Genomic DNA, 19,020 nt, shown 5'->3' with positions numbered 1-19,020 from the left:
AATAGCCACAGGTAAAACCTGTGGAAAAAATAAAACAATCAATCATTAATCATCAATCATCAATCATCAATCATCAATCATCATTTATCAATTATAATATATGTTAACACCTCTCAATACCAAAGAAATCTGGTTTATCACCGGAAGCCAGCATTTATACGGCCCGGAAACCTTAGCACAGGTTGCTGAACATTCACAGAAAATTGTTGAAGCTTTTAATCAATCTTCATTAATTCCTGTAAAAGTTATTATTAAACCAACCGTAAAATCAACCGAAGAAATTTTTGAAACATTAACGGCAGCTAATCGTGCGGAAGACTGCATCGGAATTGTAACCTGGATGCATACGTTTTCACCTGCAAAAATGTGGATTCGTGGACTGACCGCTCTACAAAAGCCAATGTTGCATCTTCATACCCAATTCAATCAAGATATTCCGTGGTCTACGATGGATATGGATTTTATGAATCTGAATCAGGCGGCCCATGGAGACCGTGAATTCGGTTTTATGGTAAGCCGTCTCCGTAAAAACAGAAAAGTAGTTGTAGGACATTGGGCAGAAGAAAGAGTTCAAAAACAAATCGGAGACTGGAGCCGCGTTGCAGTAGGTTGGGATGATTGGCAGGGAGCTAAATTCGCCCGTTTTGGGGATAATATGAGATATGTTGCCGTTACAGATGGCGACAAAGTAGAAGCCGAAACCAAATTCGGATTTTCAGTAAATACATGGGGAATCGGGGATTTGGTAAGCGTTGTCAATTCCATTGGTGATGGCGAGATTAAAACTTTAATGGAAGAATATGAAGCTTCTTATAAAATGGCAGAATCTCTTCTTTCGGGCGGAAGCAACAGAAAATCGCTTGAAGCAGCTGCAAGAATAGAATTAGGCTTGGAAAAATTCCTGAAAGACGGAAATTTCAAAGGCTTCTCGGATACTTTTGAAGACCTTCATGGTTTAGAACAACTTCCGGGAATTGCCGTTCAGAGGCTGATGGAAAAAGGTTATGGTTTTGCCGGAGAAGGCGACTGGAAAACAGCAGCTTTAGTTCGTGCCATGAAAACGATGGGACAAGGTCTTGATGGCGGAAATGCCTTTATGGAAGATTATACCTATCATCTCAATCCTTCAAATCCGTCGGTTTTAGGCTCGCATATGCTTGAAGTTGACCCTGTTTTGGCGGTTGACAAACCTTCTTGTGAGATTCATCCGTTGGGAATTGGTGGTAAGGCAGATCCTGTACGTCTGGTATTCAATTCAAGAGGAAATATTGATTCGTTAAATGCGGCGCTGATGGATTTCGGAAATCATTTCAGGCTGTTAATCAACAAAACAAAAGCATTGGAAATTACGGAGGAATTACCAAAACTTCCTGTAGCAAGAGTTCTTTGGAAGCCACTTCCGGATTTATACACGGCTGCAGAAGCTTGGATACTCGCGGGCGGAGCACATCACACATGTTACAGTGAGAATATCAGCGCAGAACAGCTGGAAGATTTTGCAGAAATAGCGGATATTGAGTCATTGGTTATTGATGAAGATACAAAAATCCGTGATTTTAAGAATACACTTAGGTGGAATGAAATCTATTATCGTTAAACTTGCAAAATGATTTAAACTATGAAAAAAATAAGTTATAATCTGATTATTATTGCACTTTTATGTATTTTCGGGTGCAGTAAAAAAGAAAATAATAATCAGAGCCAAAAAGAGAATATGGAAAAGATACAGGTTTCAGACTACGGAGTGACCGCAAAAGGCGATTCTATTAAAAAATATACCTTAACCAACAAAAACGGGATGACATTGGAAGTCATTAATTTTGGAGGGATTATAACCTCGCTCACCGCTCCCGACAAAAACGGAAAATATGAAGATATTGTTTTAGGATTCACAAAACCTGAAGAGTATTTTAATGGAAATCCTTATTATTTTGGGGCTTTGATCGGTCGTTACGGAAACAGAATTGCCAACGCAAAATTTACTTTGGAAGGTAAAACTTTTGAGATTGATAAAAATGACGGACCCAACAGTCTTCATGGAGGAAAAGAAGGTTTCCATACTAAATTCTGGAATATCGAGCCTGTAAAAGATGCAAGATTTCCAACTTTAAAACTGACGTACACGAGTGCTGATGGCGAAGAAGGCTATCCGGGAAAATTAACCACAACCGTTTTATACACTTTAACAGACGATGATGCTTTGGAGATCTCTTATGAAGCAATGACGGATAAAGCAACGGTTGTGAATCTTACTCAACATTCATATTTCAATCTTTCAGGAAACTTCACAAAAACGATTACCGACCACGAACTGCAAATCAATGCAGATCAATTCTTACCTGTAAATGAAACGTTGATTCCAACCGGTGAGCAAAAAGCAGTAAAAGGAAGTCCGTTTGATTTCACAGTTTCAAAGCCAATCGGAAAAGATATTAATGCTGCCGACGATCAGCTTAAAAAAGGAAAAGGCTACGATCACAACTGGATTCTGAATGGAAAAGGAATGAGAAGCATTGCCAAAGTGTATCATCCTGAATCAGGAAGGATAATGGAAGTTTTAACAGATCAGCCGGGTGTCCAATTCTATTCAGGAAATTTTCTTGATGGAAAATTTGATACTAAAACGGGTGGAAAAAATGAATTCCGAACAGGGTTTTGTTTAGAAACCCAGCATTTCCCGGACTCTCCGAATCAGTCTTCTTTTCCTTCAACAGAGCTGAAGCCGGGACAAAAATATCAGACTAAAACGATTTATAAATTCTCAGTTAAAAAATAGATTATGGGTAACTTATCAACGATCGATATCATCATATTTCTTGTTTATTTTGTGGTGGTAGCAGGGTATGGAATTTGGATTTACAACAGAAAAAAGTCTGCAGCTACAGGCAGTAAAGATTATTTTCTGGCAGAAGGCTCGCTCACCTGGTGGGCAATTGGAGCCAGTTTAATTGCATCCAATATTTCAGCGGAACAGTTTATAGGCATGAGTGGTGAAGGTTTTTTCGTGGGAATTGCTGTTGCAGCTTACGAATGGATTGCAGCGATTGCATTAATTATCATCGCCGTATGGTTTATCCCGATTTATCTTAAAAATAAAATTTACACGATGCCTCAATTTCTGGAAACCCGTTATAATAAATCGGTTTCTCTGATTATGGCTGTCTTTTGGCTTTTTCTCTATGTAATTGTAAATCTTACCTCTATTCTTTATCTCGGTGCTTTGGCGATCGATACTTTGTTGGGTGGAGATAATCTTCATATTATTATGGTTGGATTGCTTCTGATGGCTTTACTGATTGGTTTAGGAGGAATGAAAGTAATCGGGTACACCGATGTTATTCAGGTGGCAGTTTTAATTATCGGAGGTTTTGCAACGGTTTATATGGCGCTTCAGATTGTTGACCAGAGAATTAACGGTGCTGCTGTAGGAAATGCTTTTGCAGGATTCCAGACTTTAATGAATGAAGCCCCGGAACACTTTAAATTAATGCTTGACAAACCAACGACAACCACCACAACTCTGGCAATGCCGGAAAATCTGAATGTTCAGAAATATGTGGTTTTACCGGGCTTGGCAATGTATTTTGCAGGACAGTGGATTGTTAACCTAAATTATTGGGGATGTAACCAGTACATCACACAACGCGCTTTGGGAGCTGATTTGAAAACCGCAAGAACAGGAATTTTATTCGCAGGATTTTTGAAATTATTTATGCCGATCATCGTAATGCTTCCGGGAATTGCAGCCTATGTTTTATATACAAAAGGACATCTGACTGGTTTTAACGGAGTGAAAGACGGCGCGTATTCAGCTATTTTAGGCTTTTTACCAACCGGACTTAAAGGTCTTGCAGTTGCGGCACTTACGGCAGCAATCGTAGCCTCTTTGGCAGGAAAAGTAAACAGTATTTCCACGATTTTTACTTTAGATATCTATAAAAAATACCTGAAAGCAGATGCTACCGAAATTGAAATGGTAAGAACAGGTCGTTGGGCAATTATTATTGCCATGGCTGTTGCTTTAGCATTTACCTGGACAGATGTTCTGGGAATCGGAGGAGAAGGAGGTTTCACCTTCATTCAGAAATATACAGGATTTATCAGTCCCGGAGTTTTTGCGATGTTCCTCCTAGGAATGTTCTGGAAGAGAACAACAGGAGCAGCAGCTTTGGTCGGTGTTCTTCTGGGTTTTTTACTGGCGATTTTCTTCAACAGTTTTGCAGTAGATATTTTCGGGAAAGAGACTTGGCTTTACACTGCTTTTACCTATGAGAAATTAGAAAACGGTGTCGTTCATACGATTACAGAAATTCCGTTTTTAATTAATATGGGATGGTCATTCTTTATCACGGTTGCTGTGATGGTGATGATAAGTCTGGCTGGTCCGAAGGTAAATCCGAAAGCTTTTGCGATTGATGCAACAATGTTTAAGGTAGACAACAGAACATTGGTTATGATTGTCGCAACGGTTCTTTTACTGACCGCACTTTATGTAAGATTCTGGTAATTTTAAAATAAATTAAAATAGGATGTCATTATTGGCATCCTATTTTTGTTAAAAGTTATAATGATTTTGTAATTTTAAATCAAGTTTTGAAAAAATATCTCCTTTTTATCGATACCGAAACAACGACGATCCCGAAACGTTGGGATCTGCCTTATTCTGATACAGACAACTGGCCTTCAGCGGTTCAGGTTTCGTGGATTTTGTATGATGAATTCGACAGACAGGTTAAAAAGGAAAATTTTTATATTGATGATGAAGATTTAAAGATCAGTATATTATCCTTCAGGGTTCACGGAATCACCAGGGAATTTTTAAGCAAAAACGGTAAAGACCGAAGTTTTGTTCTGCAAAAGCTTTCAGACGATATCCGGCAATATCAACCGCTGATTACAGGGCATTTCACAGAATTTGATATTCATACGCTGAGCTGCGATTTTTACAGGGCAGGCTTGGAAAATCCTTTTCAAAAAAGCCATTTTTACTGCACAATGCTAAAAAGCAAAGACTATGTTTTAAATCCTGAAGCTAATTATTTTCGCTTGCCACAGCTTTACGATTTCCTTTTTAATGAAAAAATGGAACATTCCCACGATGCTGCGATTGATGCGGAAATGACAGCAAAATGTTTCTTTGAAATCCGTTCCCGCGGAGAAATTTCGGAAGATGAACTTCAGAAAATCCATCATGAAATAGAATCTAAATTAAAATTTTTAACAGATAAAATGAAATAATCATCATGGAAGAAAAAATTATTTCACTATTAAAAATAACAGAGCCTTTTCATCTTTTACCTGAAACGGTTCTTGCTGAAATCTCTGAAACGCTTATTAAAACAGAGTTTTCTAAAGATACGCTGGTTTATCGTCAGGAAGTGACCGAGATGAAAGGAGTGGATATTATTTCATCGGGTGAATATGAAACGTTCTTTTTTGATGCTGCTGAAAATAAAAGATGTGTTGCGAAACACCATTCTCCTTACTGTTTCGGTGGGATTTCGGTAGTTCTGAATAGAGTGCGGGCGTTGAAATCTGCCATTGCCAAAAAAGGAACTGTGGTTTATACCTTACCCAGAAAAGAATTTTATGAATTGTGCGATGCATATGAAGATTTTTTTCATTATTTCACTTCAGATTTTGGTAAGAAAATGCTGGATGAGGAGTTTTCACATTTTGTAAAAACACCGGCAACTTTCGAGGAAAGTTATTTTGCTGCAGACCAGCTGTATTCCAGAAAAATTGAGAGCATTGCCTACAAAAGTATTGTTTGGTGTGAGGAAAATACCCCTGTTTTTGAAGCTGCTAAAACGATGGCCGCCAATAAGGTAAGCTGTATTTTTATCAAAAAATCGGAAAGTGACGAGATTATTGGGTATGCCACCGATATTACCTTACGGGATAACGTTATCGCCGGTTGTCTGGATTCAAAGATTGCCATTTCAGCGGTAATGGATAACCCGATTGTAAGCATTTCCAGCGAGGCCTATTTATATGAAGCGGTTCTAATGATGTTTAAAACCAAATCAAGGTATCTTTTAGTGAAAAATAAAGAAGAATATGTCGGCTTTCTGAGCAGAAACCGTTTGCTGAGCGAGCAGGCACAAAGTCCGCTGGTTTTCATCCAGTCTGTAAAACAGGCAGAAAATACCGAAGAGCTCCGCAAAAAATGGAAACAGGTTCCGGATATTATCAATCAGCTTTTGGGAAGAGGCGTGCATGGCGAAATTGCCAGTCAGGTCATTACCACGATTGCCGATACGATTACCGGAAAAGTGATAGAAAAAGTCATAAAGGAAATAGGAAAACCGCCTGCGAAATTTGCCTTCATTGTCACCGGAAGCGAAGGCAGGAAAGAGCAGACATTGAGTACCGACCAGGACAATGGGATCATCTACGAAGACAGAGCCAATGAACACCGGGAGATGGTAAGAGCATATTTTCTGAATTTTGCCAGAAAAGTTTCAGACGATCTTAATACGATTGGTTTTGAATACTGTAAAGGTGGTTTTATGGCTAGTAACCCGAAATGGACCCATTCTCTTTCTCACTGGAAAAGAAATTACAGCCAGTGGATCGAAGAATCGGTACCGGAAAATGCAATGAAATTTTCTACTTTTTTTGATTTCCGTTTTATTTACGGTGACGAAAATATTGTACGTGAGCTGAAAACAGGTATCAAAGAAAAACTGGTTTCGCCCAATCAGCTGTTTCTGGCACACATTGCAAAAAATGCGCTTCAATATGAGCCTCCTTTAACTTTTTTCAAAAAAATAAGGACTCAGACCATCGGAAAGTCAGAAGTTTTTGACATTAAAACGGCAATGTCACCAATCGTAGATCTGATTCGTGTTTACGCACTGAAAAATCATCTGGAAATAGAAAATACCGGTGAGAGAATGAAAAAATTGACGGAAATTGGCATTTTCACACAGCAGCAGTATAACGAAATTCATCAATCTTATTATTATTTGATGGCACTTCGGCTTAAAAATCAGGCAAAACAAATTACTATTGATAAAAAAAATCCGGATAACTATATTGAAATTAATAAGCTAACCAGAATAGAACAGGTGACCTTAATCGAAATCTTTAAGACCATTGCCAATTTTCAGTCAGGGATCAAAATGAAATTTACCGGAAGCCTCTAAAGATTAAATTTTAAACATAAACCCTTCAGAAATTTTCTTATTATATTTTTCTTCATCAAAAGTATAAAGAAAAGACCCTTTTTTAGATGAGCTCATATCCTTTTCACTGGTTTTTACAAGAACGTCCAATGCGTTTATCTTGCTGGTAAAATTTCGCTTATCATATTTTTCGTCAAATATCGCTTCGTAAAGATTCTGAAGATCTTTCATTGTAAATTTTTCCGGAAGCAGCTCAAAACCGATAGGTCTTGTGGTTGCTCGCCTTCTCAGTCTAAGAACGGCATCTTTTACCATCACATTATGGTCAAAAATAAGGTCGGGACGGTCTTTGAGGTCAAACCATTTGGCGCTGTATTTTTCATTGATTTGAATGTTATCCTGAATATTAATCAAAGCATAGTATGAAATTGACATTATTCTGGCGGTCGGCTCACGATCAATTTCTGTATAGGTATTCAGTTGCTCAAGATAAATATTTTCCAGTCCGGTCAATGTATTCAGCACGCGGTTGGCAGCCTGGTCAGAGCTTTCTTTATCATCAATAAAGCCACCCATAAGAGACCATTCTCCTTTCTTTGGCTCAAAATTTCTTTGCACCAGAAGAATTTTCAGTTCATCCCCGTCGAAACCGAAAATAATACAGTCAACTGCCACAAAATGTTTAGGATAATTAAGATAATTTTCTTCCATCAAAAAAATGATTTTATGCAAAGTTAAAATTTTTAAGATAGATTTTAATATGAAACGTAAATAAATGTATAGGCTACACTTTATTTTTTTCTTTTAAATTTTTTGAAGAATTATTGCTTCCGGATACTGTTTTGGAGAATTATTTTTATTATTAAAACGATTTATTTACCAGATTCACTATAAATTCTATATGAATACAATGTTAAAAATATGTTAAAGTTTATGTAAACGATTTTATAAAAATTATTTTGAGGGATATTATTTAAATACGATAAGTCTCCGGTATAAATTTGTGATGCCTGTTATGAATAATGATATTTATTTTGATTCTGATGAAATTACATTTATTTAATTGATATTGTATTGTTTGTCTATTCTTGTTTTTTATGATAAGGTAGGGTTTTTTGAAGTTTTTTTTAGGTGCTAGAAATGTTTTTTTTTAATGCATTACTTCAAAATGATGAAAATTGTTTGGAATCTGGTTACTTTCTTTTATTTTTATAAATGTAGAAATAACATTTATTAATGAACAAAAAATCACTGATCTTACTTTTAAGCTTTACTTCGCTTGCTTTTGGGCAGGTAAAGAAAAATGTTAGCTACTTCCCGCTTAACAAAGTTCATTTGTCTGAAAGTGTTTTCAGCAAAGCGATGCAGACCGATGAGAAATATATCTTGTCGATGGATGCCGACCGGCTCCTTGCACCTTATTTGAAAGAAGCAGGATTAAAACCTAAAAAAGAAAATTATCCGAATTGGGAAAATACAGGGCTGGACGGTCATATCGGAGGACACTATATTTCTGCTTTGTCGCTGATGTATGCTTCTACAGGTGATCCAAAAATCAAACAGCGTCTGGATTACATGATTGATGAGCTGGAACGATGCCAGAATCTGTCAGGAAACGGCTATGTATCAGGAGTTCCGAACGGTAAAGCAGCCTGGAAGGAAATTGCCGATGGAAATATCCGGGCAGCAACTTTTGGCCTGAATGACCGCTGGGTTCCTTTATATAATATTCATAAAATTTATTCAGGTTTACGCGATGCCTATTGGTATGCAGGCAACGAGAAGGCAAAAAAAATGCTGATAAAACTCACGGATTGGATGGCTGATGAAGTTTCCGGGCTTTCCGATGCGCAGATTCAGGACATGCTTCGCAGTGAGCACGGCGGTTTGAATGAAGTTTTTGCTGATGTTTACGACATTACAAAAAATCCGAAATATCTAAAACTTGCCCATCGTTTTTCACATCTTGCAATTTTAAACCCATTGTTGAATGGTGAAGACAAACTCACAGGAATTCACGCCAACACACAGATTCCAAAAGTGATTGGTTTCAAAAGAATTGCTGATTTAGAAAATAATAAAGAATGGAGCAATGCCGCCGATTTTTTCTGGACCAATGTTACCCAAAAAAGATCAGCGGTTATCGGGGGAAACAGTGTAAGTGAACATTTCAATCCTATCAATGATTTCAGCGGAATGATTAAAAGTATTGAAGGCCCGGAAACCTGCAACACGTATAATATGCTGAAGCTCTCCAAAGAATTGTATGCGACCAATCCGAAATCATCTTACATAGATTATTACGAAAAAGCTCTCTACAATCATATTCTTTCCACGCAAAATCCTGAAAAAGGTGGTTTTGTGTATTTTACACCGATGCGCCCCGGTCATTACAGGGTTTATTCCCAGCCGGAAACCAGTTTTTGGTGCTGCGTAGGTTCCGGAATGGAAAATCACGCCAAATATGGTGAAATGATTTATGCGTATTCCGATGAAGATTTGTACGTGAATCTTTTTATTCCTTCCATATTAAAATGGTCTGAAAAGAAATTGGTTCTGAGACAGGAAAATAATTTCCCTGAGAATCCATCAACAAAACTGATTTTTGACGTTGCTTCAAAATCAAATATAAATTTAAAATTAAGAGCCCCGGAATGGGCAAATGCTTCAGAAATTACCATTTCAATCAACGGTAAAAGTGTCAATGTTCCTGTAGATGCTGAAGGCTATTTGACTATCAAAAGAAAATGGAAAAAAGGAGATATTATCGAAATGAAAATGCCAATGCACCTTTCTGCAGAGCAGCTTCCTGACCATTCAGATTATTTTGCCTTCAAATATGGACCTATCGTTTTGGCTGCGAAATACGGAAAAGAAAATCAGGACGGACTTTTCGCTGATGACAGCAGAGGCGGACATATCGCGCACGGCCCGCAGATTCCTTTGAATGAAATTCCGACTATTTTGGGCAGTTCAACGTCAGTTTTAAGCCATTTGGAAAACGTTAACGGAAAAGATATGACCTTTAAACTGAAAGGCTTGTATCCTCAAAATAAATTCAGCAACGGATTAGAATTGGTTCCGTTTTATAAAATTCAGGAAGAACGCTACATTATTTATTTTCCGCAGGCGAATCAGGATAAAATTGAAATCATTCAGAAGCAGAAAGCAAAAGAAGAAGAGGAAATCAGAAAACTGGACAAAATCACGGCGGACAAAATACAATTGGGCGAGCAACAGCCGGAATCAGACCATTTTATTGACAGCAAAGATTCCAATACCGGTTATATGGAAGACCGCCATTTCCGTGAGGCAAAAGGCTGGTTCAGCTACCAGATGAGAAACAAAGATAAAAATGCAAAATACCTTTATCTTATTTATTTTGATGCTAACAATAACCGGACTTTAAATGTGGAGATCAATGGAATAAAAGCGATTTCTAAAAATTTCGACGGTAAATCGGGCAGTTCTTCACAATCATTATTAATCCCGATTCCTGAATCTGAAAATCACAAGGAAATTTTAAACGTAAAATTTAATACCAATGAAAAATCGTTGACTCCGAAAATCATTGAAGTAAGGTTGCTGACAGAATTGCCAAAATAAGCAGAAATGAAAAGTGTAAATTTTAATTTGGGCAGCTTTTCCGCCCTCCGTTCCCGCTTTTTTGTTCCGCTTTGCTGCACAAAAAGAGCTCCACTCAGGTCGGGCTGCGAGAGATTCAACTTAAAAATGATTTAAGTTTTTAAATAGATATGAAATTGATATAATTAAAAACTCAGTGAAATTTTATAAGCGCAAACGGCTTTGTGAGCCTTAAAAACAATTAGTTTAAAAAAAACTTTTTGCGCTTAGCTTTCAAAATTATATATTATCAAAAACTGATAATCAGAAAAATTTAAACAAAACAAGAATTAAATATTTAAAATAAATATGGACAAGAAAAATTTCACCAAAGTTCTGGTTTTGCTTCTCTGCACATTCTGCATTTTCATTGAAGCCAAAATCACACTTCCGGCACTGGTTTCAGACGGAATGGTTTTGCAGCGAAACCAAAAGCTCAATATTTGGGGAAAAGCCGATGCAGGAGAAAAAGTGGAAGTGAAATTCCTCAACAAAAATTACAAAACCACCGCCGACCAAACTGGAAACTGGAAAATCACACTTCCCGAGCAAAAACCCGGAGGTCCGTACACAATGACTATCAACGAAATTACACTGAAAGATATTCTCATCGGAGATGTCTGGCTGGCTTCCGGACAATCGAATATGGAGCTGCCGATGCGAAGATTGACCCCGCTTTATGGGAACGAAATCAAAAATGCGAACAACCAGAACATCAGATTTTTTACTGTTCCTCAAAAATATAATTTTAAATCGCCTCAAACTGAACTTGCCGGCGGAAAATGGGAATCGACAAATCCGCGGACTATTCTTAATTTTTCCGGAGTTGCTTATTTTTTTGCAAAACATTTGAGTGAAAAAAATAAAGTTGCCGTCGGAATTATACACGCAAGTTTAGGAGGTTCTCCGATTCAGGCGTGGATGGATGAAAATTCTCTGAAAAAATATACCGAATATCTTGACGAAGCCAAAAAATGGCAAAATGATGAGCTGATAAAATCTACCGAATCTGGCGAACAGGCATTGAGCAAAGCTTGGTATGCCGAACTCGACCAAAGTGATATTGGTTTAAACCAGCATTGGGAAAATTTTGACCTAAACGATTCTGATTGGAAAACAATGAATATTCCCGGTTCCTGGGAAGATCAAGAAGGTTCGTTTGACGGTTCGGTTTGGTTCAGAAAAGAAATTAATTTAACCAAAAATCAGGCAGGAAAAGCCGCATTTTTAAATTTAGGAAGAATAAAAGATGCCGATGTTACCTATATTAATGGAAAAAAAGTAGGAAATGTAACTTACGAATATCCTCCCCGCTGGTATGATATTCCGGCAGGTGTTTTAAAAGAAGGCAAAAACGTCATTGCTGTAAGAATTACCAACGGAAGCGGAAAAGGGCAGTTTATCGCCGATAAACCTTATTATCTTGAAATTGACGGAACTAAAATCGATTTAAAAACCCAATGGAAATATAAAATCGGATCTAAAATGGAAAAAATGGCTCCCGGAACGACTTTTATCCGCTGGAAACCGACCGGATTGTACAATGCAATGATCAATCCTTTAATTAATTATAACATTAAAGGTGCCATTTGGTACCAAGGCGAAAGTAACACCGGAAAACCAAAAGAATACGGCGATCTGCTGACCACAATGATTACCGATTGGCGAAACAAATGGAATCAGAAAGAGATGCCGTTTTTTACCGTACAGCTGGCTAATTTTATGGAACCTAACACTCAGCCTGTGGAAAGCAATTGGGCAGAATTGAGAGAACAGCAGCGTCAGGTTTCGCTAAAAGTTCCGAATACCGGGCTTGCCGTAATTATTGATTTGGGAGAATGGAACGACATTCATCCTCTTAACAAAAAAACAGTCGGCGACAGATTGGCTTTGCAGGCTCTTAAAGTTGCCGATAAAAAAAATATCATCGCAGACGGACCGGTTTATCAGTCAATGAAAGTGGAAGGAAATAAAATCATTCTAACCTTTAAAAATGGAACCGATGATTTTGAACCTGTGTCAGAATTGAAAGGCTTTGCCATTAAAGGAAAAGATGGAAAATACGAATGGGCAAAAGCAAAAATCGAAGGCAATAAAATAATTGTCTGGAATGATACCGTTTCAAATCCCGTTTCGGTAAGGTACGATTGGGCAGACAATCCCGACGGAAACCTTAAAAATAAATCCGGACTTCCGGCATCGCCTTTTACTACAGAATAATCAATTATAAATTATAAATTATTAAAATGAACAACTCATCTCAAAAAATATCTGTCGTTGAAAAAATCGGCTACAGCTTAGGAGATTTGGCAGCCAATTTGGTTTTCCAGACGCTCGTAACATACCTGGCTTATTTTTATACTGATATTTACGGATTAAAAGCTGAGGATGCCTCCATTATTACCCTTACCGTAGGTTTATTGGCCGGATTTGTTTTTAATCCGATGATTGGGGCTTTGGCAGACAGAACCCGCACAAAATGGGGGAAATTCCGTCCGTGGATTTTATTAACGGCCATTCCGTTGGGGGCAGCGGCACTTTTTGCATTCAGCACACCCGATTTTTCTTACAAAGGAAAAATGATGTATGCGGCAATTACTTATTCTGTTTTATTATTGCTTTATGCGGCCAATAATTTGCCTTATGCTGCTTTAAGCGGTGTTATTACAGGCGATATGAGCGAGAGAAACAGTATTTCTTCCTATCGTTTTGTGGCTGTGATGTTCGCGCAGTTTTTTGTTCAGGTATTTATGCTTCCGATTATTTTGTCGGCTGGACACGGCGATAAGGCAGCCGGAATCGAGGTTGTAATGACCTGGTTGGCAGTTATCGGGACGATAATGTTATTAATTACATTTTTCACGACTAAAGAAAGAGTTATTCCAAAACCGGAGCAGGAATCTACTTTGGGAGCAGATTTAAAAGATTTAAAGAAAAACAAGCCGTGGATTATTATGCTGGTAGTTACAGCATTGATTTTCATTACATTGGCGATGAAAGGTGGTTCGTATGTGTATTATTTCAATAATTATGTTGACGAAACTTCGCTTCAGCAGTTTATATCACCGATTACCAATTTCTTCAATTCCATCGGGATGAATTTCTTTGGAGAAGACCCTCGTTCAGCAGGTTTCGGCCTCTTCAATGCAGGCGGAATCATTATGATGATTGTCGGGATTACTTTCTCGAAAAAGTTTGCAGATAAATATGGCAAAAGAGATGCCTTCATCGCATCACTTTTTATATCAACATTATTTGTCTTAGCGTTTATATTTTATCCGCCAAAATCGGTTGGATTAATGTTTTTGTCACAGATTCTACACGGTTTCTTTTACGGCATCGGAACGCCATTACTTTGGGCAATGATTGCAGACGTTGCCGATTATTCAGAATGGAAAAACAACAGACGTGCAACAGCCATTATTTTCTCGGCAATGATGGTCGGTTTGAAGGTTGGCTTGAGTATCGGAAGTTCATTAGTTGCCTATATTATAGGTCAGTACGGTTACATTTCCTCAGAGGGTGCCGAAAATGTCTTGCAGCCGGAAACCGTTTCAGCAGGCGCAAAAATGCTGGTCAGCGTGTTTCCATCCATTCCGTTCTTTTTAGCGTGCGGATTGTTGATGTTCTATGAAATCAACAAAAAAATGGAGATTAAAATCGAGCAGGAACTTAAAGAAAGAAGAAAAGCAAAAGATTAATACTGAAATAAAAATTTGGGCAGCTTTATCCGTCTTCCACTCCCGCTTTTTTGTTCCGCTTCGCTCCACAAAAAGAGCTCCGTTCAAGCCGGGCTGCGTGCAATTCGCTGTTAAAAAGCCTTGTCAAAGTTCAAAACTTGACAAGGCTGGTTGAAAATCAATTTGCTCGCTCAATAAAAGACAAAGAAGGCTTTAGCCAAAATTTATAATAAGTTTCGGGCTAAAATCACATGAAAATAAAAATCTTATGAAAAAAATAGTAGCACTATTAGGAATTTTAACCTTAACCGTCTCCTGCAAAACAGCAGGCACGGTTAGTTCCAACGATTCTCTTAAAAACACATTCAAAAATAAATTCTATATCGGAACGGCAATGAGCCTTCCGCAGATTTACGGAACAGATGTGAAGTCTGTTGAGATTATTAAAAAACAATTCAGCTCCATCGTTGCTGAAAACTGTATGAAATCAATGTTTTTGCAGCCGGAAGAAGGCAAATTCTTTTTTGATGATGCCGATAAATTTGTGGCTTTTGGGGAGAAAAACAAAATGTTCATCATCGGTCACACCTTGATTTGGCATTCGCAATTACCCAAATGGTTCTTTGTAGACAAAGAAGGCAAAGATGTCTCTGCGGAAGTTTTGAAGCAAAGGATGAAAAACCACATCACAACGGTTGTCAGCAGATATAAAGGCCGTGTGAAAGGGTATGATGTTGTTAACGAAGCCATAATGGAAGACGGTTCTTACCGTAAAAGTAAATTCTATGAGATTTTGGGCGAAGAATTTATTCCCTTGGCATTTCAATATGCACAGGAAGCTGATCCAAATGCAGAATTGTATTACAATGATTACAATGAATGGTTTCCGGAAAAAGTAAAAACGGTTACCAAAATCGTTAAAAATTTAAAATCCAGAGGAATCCGAATCGATGGAGTAGGAATGCAGACCCACGTTGGATTAGATACTCCCAAATTAACAGAATATGAAAAAGCAATAGTAAATTATGCTGCAGCTGGGGTAAAAGTGAATGTTACAGAAATGGAAATCAGCGCATTACCTTCGCCTTGGGGAACTTCTGCCAACGTTTCCGATAAAGTAGAATATGAAGCGAAAATGAATCCTTACACCGCCGGACTTCCCGAAAATGTAAAAACAGAATGGGAAAACCGTTATCTGGATTTTTTCAGATTATTCCTGAAACACCAGGATAAAATCAGAAGGGTAACGTTGTGGGGAACGACTGATGCCCAATCCTGGAAAAACGATTTTCCGGTAAAAGGCAGAACCGATTATCCATTACTTTTTGACCGGAATGATCAGACAAAGCCTGTGGTGGGAAAAATTATTCAATTAACAAAAGAGAAATAAGTTTAACATCTAGTTTCTAAAATCTAACTTCTAACCTCTAATTAAAACAATGAAAAAAGCAAAATATCTATTTCCTAATGATTATATGGCAGATCCTTCTGTACACGTTTTTGAAGGTAAATTGTACATTTATCCTTCTCACGACCGGGAAAGCGGAATAGAAGAAAATGACAACGGCGACCATTTTGATATGAATGATTATCACGTTTTTTCTTTAGACGATGTGGAAAACGGCGAGATTACGGATCACGGTATTGTCCTTTCGGTAAAAGATATTCCTTGGTCGGGTAGACAGTTGTGGGATTGCGATGTGGCGTATAAAAACGGTAAATATTATATGTATTTTCCTTTAAAAGATAAAAATGATATTTTTAGAATCGGAGTTGCAGTAAGTGATAAACCTTATGGGCCCTTTGTGCCGGAGAAACATCCGATGATGGGAAGTTACAGCATCGACCCTTGTATTTTTGAAGAAAGCGGAAAACATTATATGTATTTCGGTGGAATCTGGGGCGGACAATTGCAGCGTTACAGAAACAACAAAGCCTTAGAATCTGCTATTCTTCCAAATGAAAATGAACCGGCAATTTCTTCAAAAGTGGCCGTTTTAATTGATAATATGCTTGAATTTGGTGAAGAACCAAAAGACCTTTTAATCCTTGACGAAAATGGAGATCCTTTGCTTCATGGCGACAAGCACCGCTTTTTTGAAGCCTCCTGGATGCATAAATACAATGATAAATATTACTTTTCATATTCTACCGGTGATACGCATTTAATTTGCTATGCAACCGGCGACAACCCGTACGGGCCATTTACTTTTCAGGGAGAAATTCTGACACCTGTTGTAGGCTGGACAACCCATCACAGCATTGTTGAATTTAAAGGAAAATGGTATTTGTTCTTCCATGATTCAGTTCCAAGCGAAGGAAAAACCTGGCTCAGAAGTATGAAAGTAATCGAATTGGAATATGATGAAAATGGTAAAATAAAAACCATTGAAGGATTGGATGATTAATCTATAAAAAAGTTCCAAAGAACCCGGAAGGGTTCAATATGAATAGCCATAGGTGAAAACCTATGGAAAAATGTGAGATAGAATACACAAAACCCGAAAGGTTCAACATCATTAAATGTAGGTATAACCATAAAAAAGTTTTCAATGCAAAAATTCCGACTTTATATTTTAGTATTTCTAATGATTCCGTTTGCAGTTTTCGCAGAAGACGGAAGTCAGCTTTGGCTTCGGTTTCCGGCAAAAAATGGAGTTACGGCAGATAAAATCATTTCCAAAGGAAATAATCCTACCTTGAATATTGCTAAAAAAGAATTGATAAATCATTGGCAAGGTCAGGAAATTGAACTTCGAACCGATAAATCATTAAAAAATCTGAAAGGCGGTTATACCATAAAATCAGTTCAGAATAAATTGGTTATTTCTGCTGAAAAAGAAATCGGATTATTGTATGGCGTTTATCATATTCTGCGTTTACAGCAAACCAATTCTGCGACAACAAATCTGAATATTACTGAAAAACCTTCCTACGATGTGAGAATTCTTAACCATTGGGATAACTTGGACGGAACCATTGAGCGCGGTTATGCCGGGCATTCGCTTTGGAAATGGGAAGATTTACCTAATACCATTTCGCCCAGATATGAAGAATATGCAAGAGCAAATGCATCCATCGGAATTAATGCGGCCGTTCTCAACAATGTGAATGCATCTCCAAATATGCTCAGAAAAGATTATCTGGAAAAAATCAAAGTGTTGGCAGATATTTTCAGACCTTACGGAATCAAAGTTTATCTATCTGTTAATTTCTCATCGCCGAAGGTTTTAGGAGGATTGCAAAATTCAGATCCTTTAAATAAGGAAGTTCAGAAGTGGTGGAAGGATAAAGCCTCCGAAATTTATAAATTAATTCCTGATTTTGGTGGTTTTTTGGTAAAGGCCAATTCTGAAGGCCAACCGGGCCCACAAGATTATGGAAGAACGCACGCGGACGGGGCCAATATGATGGCCGATGTTCTGAAACCTTACGGTGGAATTGTGATGTGGAGAGCATTTGTCTACAGTCCGAGCAAAGATGACCGTGCGAAACAGGCTTATCTTGAATTTATGCCTCTTGATGGTAAATTTAAAGATAATGTTATTATTCAAATCAAAAACGGACCCGTTGATTTTCAGCCTCGTGAAGCTTTTAATCCGCTTTTTGGAGCCTTAAAAAAAACTCTCGAAATGGTTGAATTCCAGATTACTCAGGAATATCTAGGGCAAGCCAATCATCTGGTTTATCTTGCGCCCTTGTTTAAGGAAACTTTAGACAGCGATACTTATTCTGACGGAAAAGGTTCCACGATTGCCAAAATTACGGACGGAACTTTAAGACCAGCAAAATTAACCGCAATTTCTGCTGTTGCAAACATTGGTGAAGATAAAAACTGGACGGGTCATCATTTTGCCCAAGCCAATTGGTATGCTTTCGGACGTTTGGCCTGGAACCACGATTTGACTTCGGAACAGATTGCTGATGAATGGATTAAAATGACTTTTAACGATAATGAAAAATTCCTTAATCCAGTAAAAGAAATGATGCTCACTTCAAGAGAAACAGCGGTAGATTATATGATGCCGCTTGGTCTTCATCATATTTTCGCAGGTGGACATCATTATGGGCCGGAACCGTGGGGCAATTACAAAGGCGGAAGACCTGATTGGTCACCAGTGTATTATCATCAAGCTAATGAAAATGGACTTGGTTTTGACAGAACAAAATCAGGAAGTAATGCCGTGTCACAATATTTTCCTCCACTTAATGACATCTACGGAAATATCAAAACCTGTCCGGAAAACCTTATTCTCTGGTTTCAACACGTTCCATGGGATTATCAGATGAAAGACGGAAAAACCTTATGGGAAGAATTATCATACAAATATGATACAGGCGTAAAAAACGTACGCGAATATCAAAAAATCTGGGACAAAATGCAGTCTTATGTGGATGAGGAACGATTTCAGCATATTCAGTCAAAATTAAAAATTCAGTCAAAAGATGCTGTCTGGTGGAAAGATGCTTGTCTTCTATATTTCCAGACTTTTTCAAAGATGCCGATTCCTTATGATATTGAAAGACCGGTTCACGAGCTGGAAGATTTGAAGAAGATCAAACTTGATATGGGACATCATAATTAA

12 protein-coding genes are annotated in these 19,020 nt (G+C 37.8%); 11 read left to right on the top strand and 1 reads right to left on the bottom strand.

Annotated features, from left to right (window positions below):
- Positions 1–100 precede the first annotated feature (100 nt).
- The 5 genes from araA (at position 101) to BLT04_RS02025 (ending at position 7,151) form a co-directional block, all read left to right on the top strand.
- Positions 101–1,597, top strand: coding sequence for an L-arabinose isomerase (gene araA, locus BLT04_RS02045; RefSeq protein ID WP_089753187.1), 1,497 nt, complete (start codon positions 101–103; stop codon positions 1,595–1,597).
- A gap of 21 nt (positions 1,598–1,618) precedes the next feature.
- A complete protein-coding gene (locus BLT04_RS02040) occupies positions 1,619–2,776 on the top strand; it encodes an aldose epimerase family protein (RefSeq protein ID WP_089753185.1) in 1,158 nt (385 codons plus the stop codon).
- Between the two features lie 3 nt (positions 2,777–2,779).
- Positions 2,780–4,507, top strand: a complete 1,728-nt coding sequence (locus BLT04_RS02035; RefSeq protein ID WP_089753183.1) for a sodium:solute symporter family transporter — start codon at positions 2,780–2,782, stop codon at positions 4,505–4,507.
- 86 nt (positions 4,508–4,593) lie between these two features.
- Positions 4,594–5,238, top strand: coding sequence for a 3'-5' exonuclease (locus tag BLT04_RS02030; RefSeq protein ID WP_089753181.1), 645 nt, complete (start codon positions 4,594–4,596; stop codon positions 5,236–5,238).
- A 5-nt stretch (positions 5,239–5,243) separates the two neighbouring features.
- The gene (locus BLT04_RS02025) at positions 5,244–7,151 is read left to right on the top strand and encodes a DUF294 nucleotidyltransferase-like domain-containing protein (protein WP_089753179.1); all 1,908 of its coding nucleotides are present in this window, start codon (positions 5,244–5,246) and stop codon (positions 7,149–7,151) included.
- 3 nt (positions 7,152–7,154) lie between these two features.
- Here BLT04_RS02025 and BLT04_RS02020 read toward each other — a convergent pair whose 3' ends face one another.
- On the bottom strand, positions 7,155–7,841 hold the full coding sequence (locus tag BLT04_RS02020; RefSeq protein ID WP_089753177.1) for an NUDIX hydrolase: 687 nt from the start codon (positions 7,839–7,841) through the stop codon (positions 7,155–7,157).
- Between the two features lie 525 nt (positions 7,842–8,366).
- On the opposite strand from BLT04_RS02020, the gene BLT04_RS02015 reads away from it, so the two are divergent.
- From BLT04_RS02015 to BLT04_RS01990, 6 genes are all read left to right on the top strand, one after another.
- Positions 8,367–10,736 carry a glycoside hydrolase family 127 protein gene (locus BLT04_RS02015; RefSeq protein ID WP_089753175.1) on the top strand — a complete coding sequence of 790 codons (2,370 nt, stop codon included), beginning with the start codon at positions 8,367–8,369 and terminating at the stop codon, positions 10,734–10,736.
- Between the two features lie 327 nt (positions 10,737–11,063).
- Positions 11,064–12,974: a sialate O-acetylesterase gene (locus tag BLT04_RS02010; protein WP_089753172.1), complete on the top strand. Its 1,911-nt coding sequence runs from the start codon at positions 11,064–11,066 to the stop codon at positions 12,972–12,974.
- A 26-nt stretch (positions 12,975–13,000) separates the two neighbouring features.
- Positions 13,001–14,455, top strand: coding sequence for an MFS transporter (locus BLT04_RS02005; protein WP_089753170.1), 1,455 nt, complete (start codon positions 13,001–13,003; stop codon positions 14,453–14,455).
- Between the two features lie 247 nt (positions 14,456–14,702).
- Positions 14,703–15,824, top strand: a complete 1,122-nt coding sequence (locus BLT04_RS02000) for an endo-1,4-beta-xylanase (protein WP_089753167.1) — start codon at positions 14,703–14,705, stop codon at positions 15,822–15,824.
- Between the two features lie 49 nt (positions 15,825–15,873).
- Positions 15,874–16,842, top strand: coding sequence for a glycoside hydrolase family 43 protein (locus BLT04_RS01995; protein WP_089753165.1), 969 nt, complete (start codon positions 15,874–15,876; stop codon positions 16,840–16,842).
- A gap of 144 nt (positions 16,843–16,986) precedes the next feature.
- Positions 16,987–19,020, top strand: coding sequence for an alpha-glucuronidase (locus BLT04_RS01990; protein WP_089753163.1), 2,034 nt, complete (start codon positions 16,987–16,989; stop codon positions 19,018–19,020).

The sequence above is a fragment of the Chryseobacterium soldanellicola genome, from assembly GCF_900100115.1.
Lineage (GTDB): Bacteria > Bacteroidota > Bacteroidia > Flavobacteriales > Weeksellaceae > Chryseobacterium > Chryseobacterium soldanellicola.
Note: the sequence above shows the minus strand (reverse complement) of the source record. Positions and strands in the feature narration are given on the sequence as shown.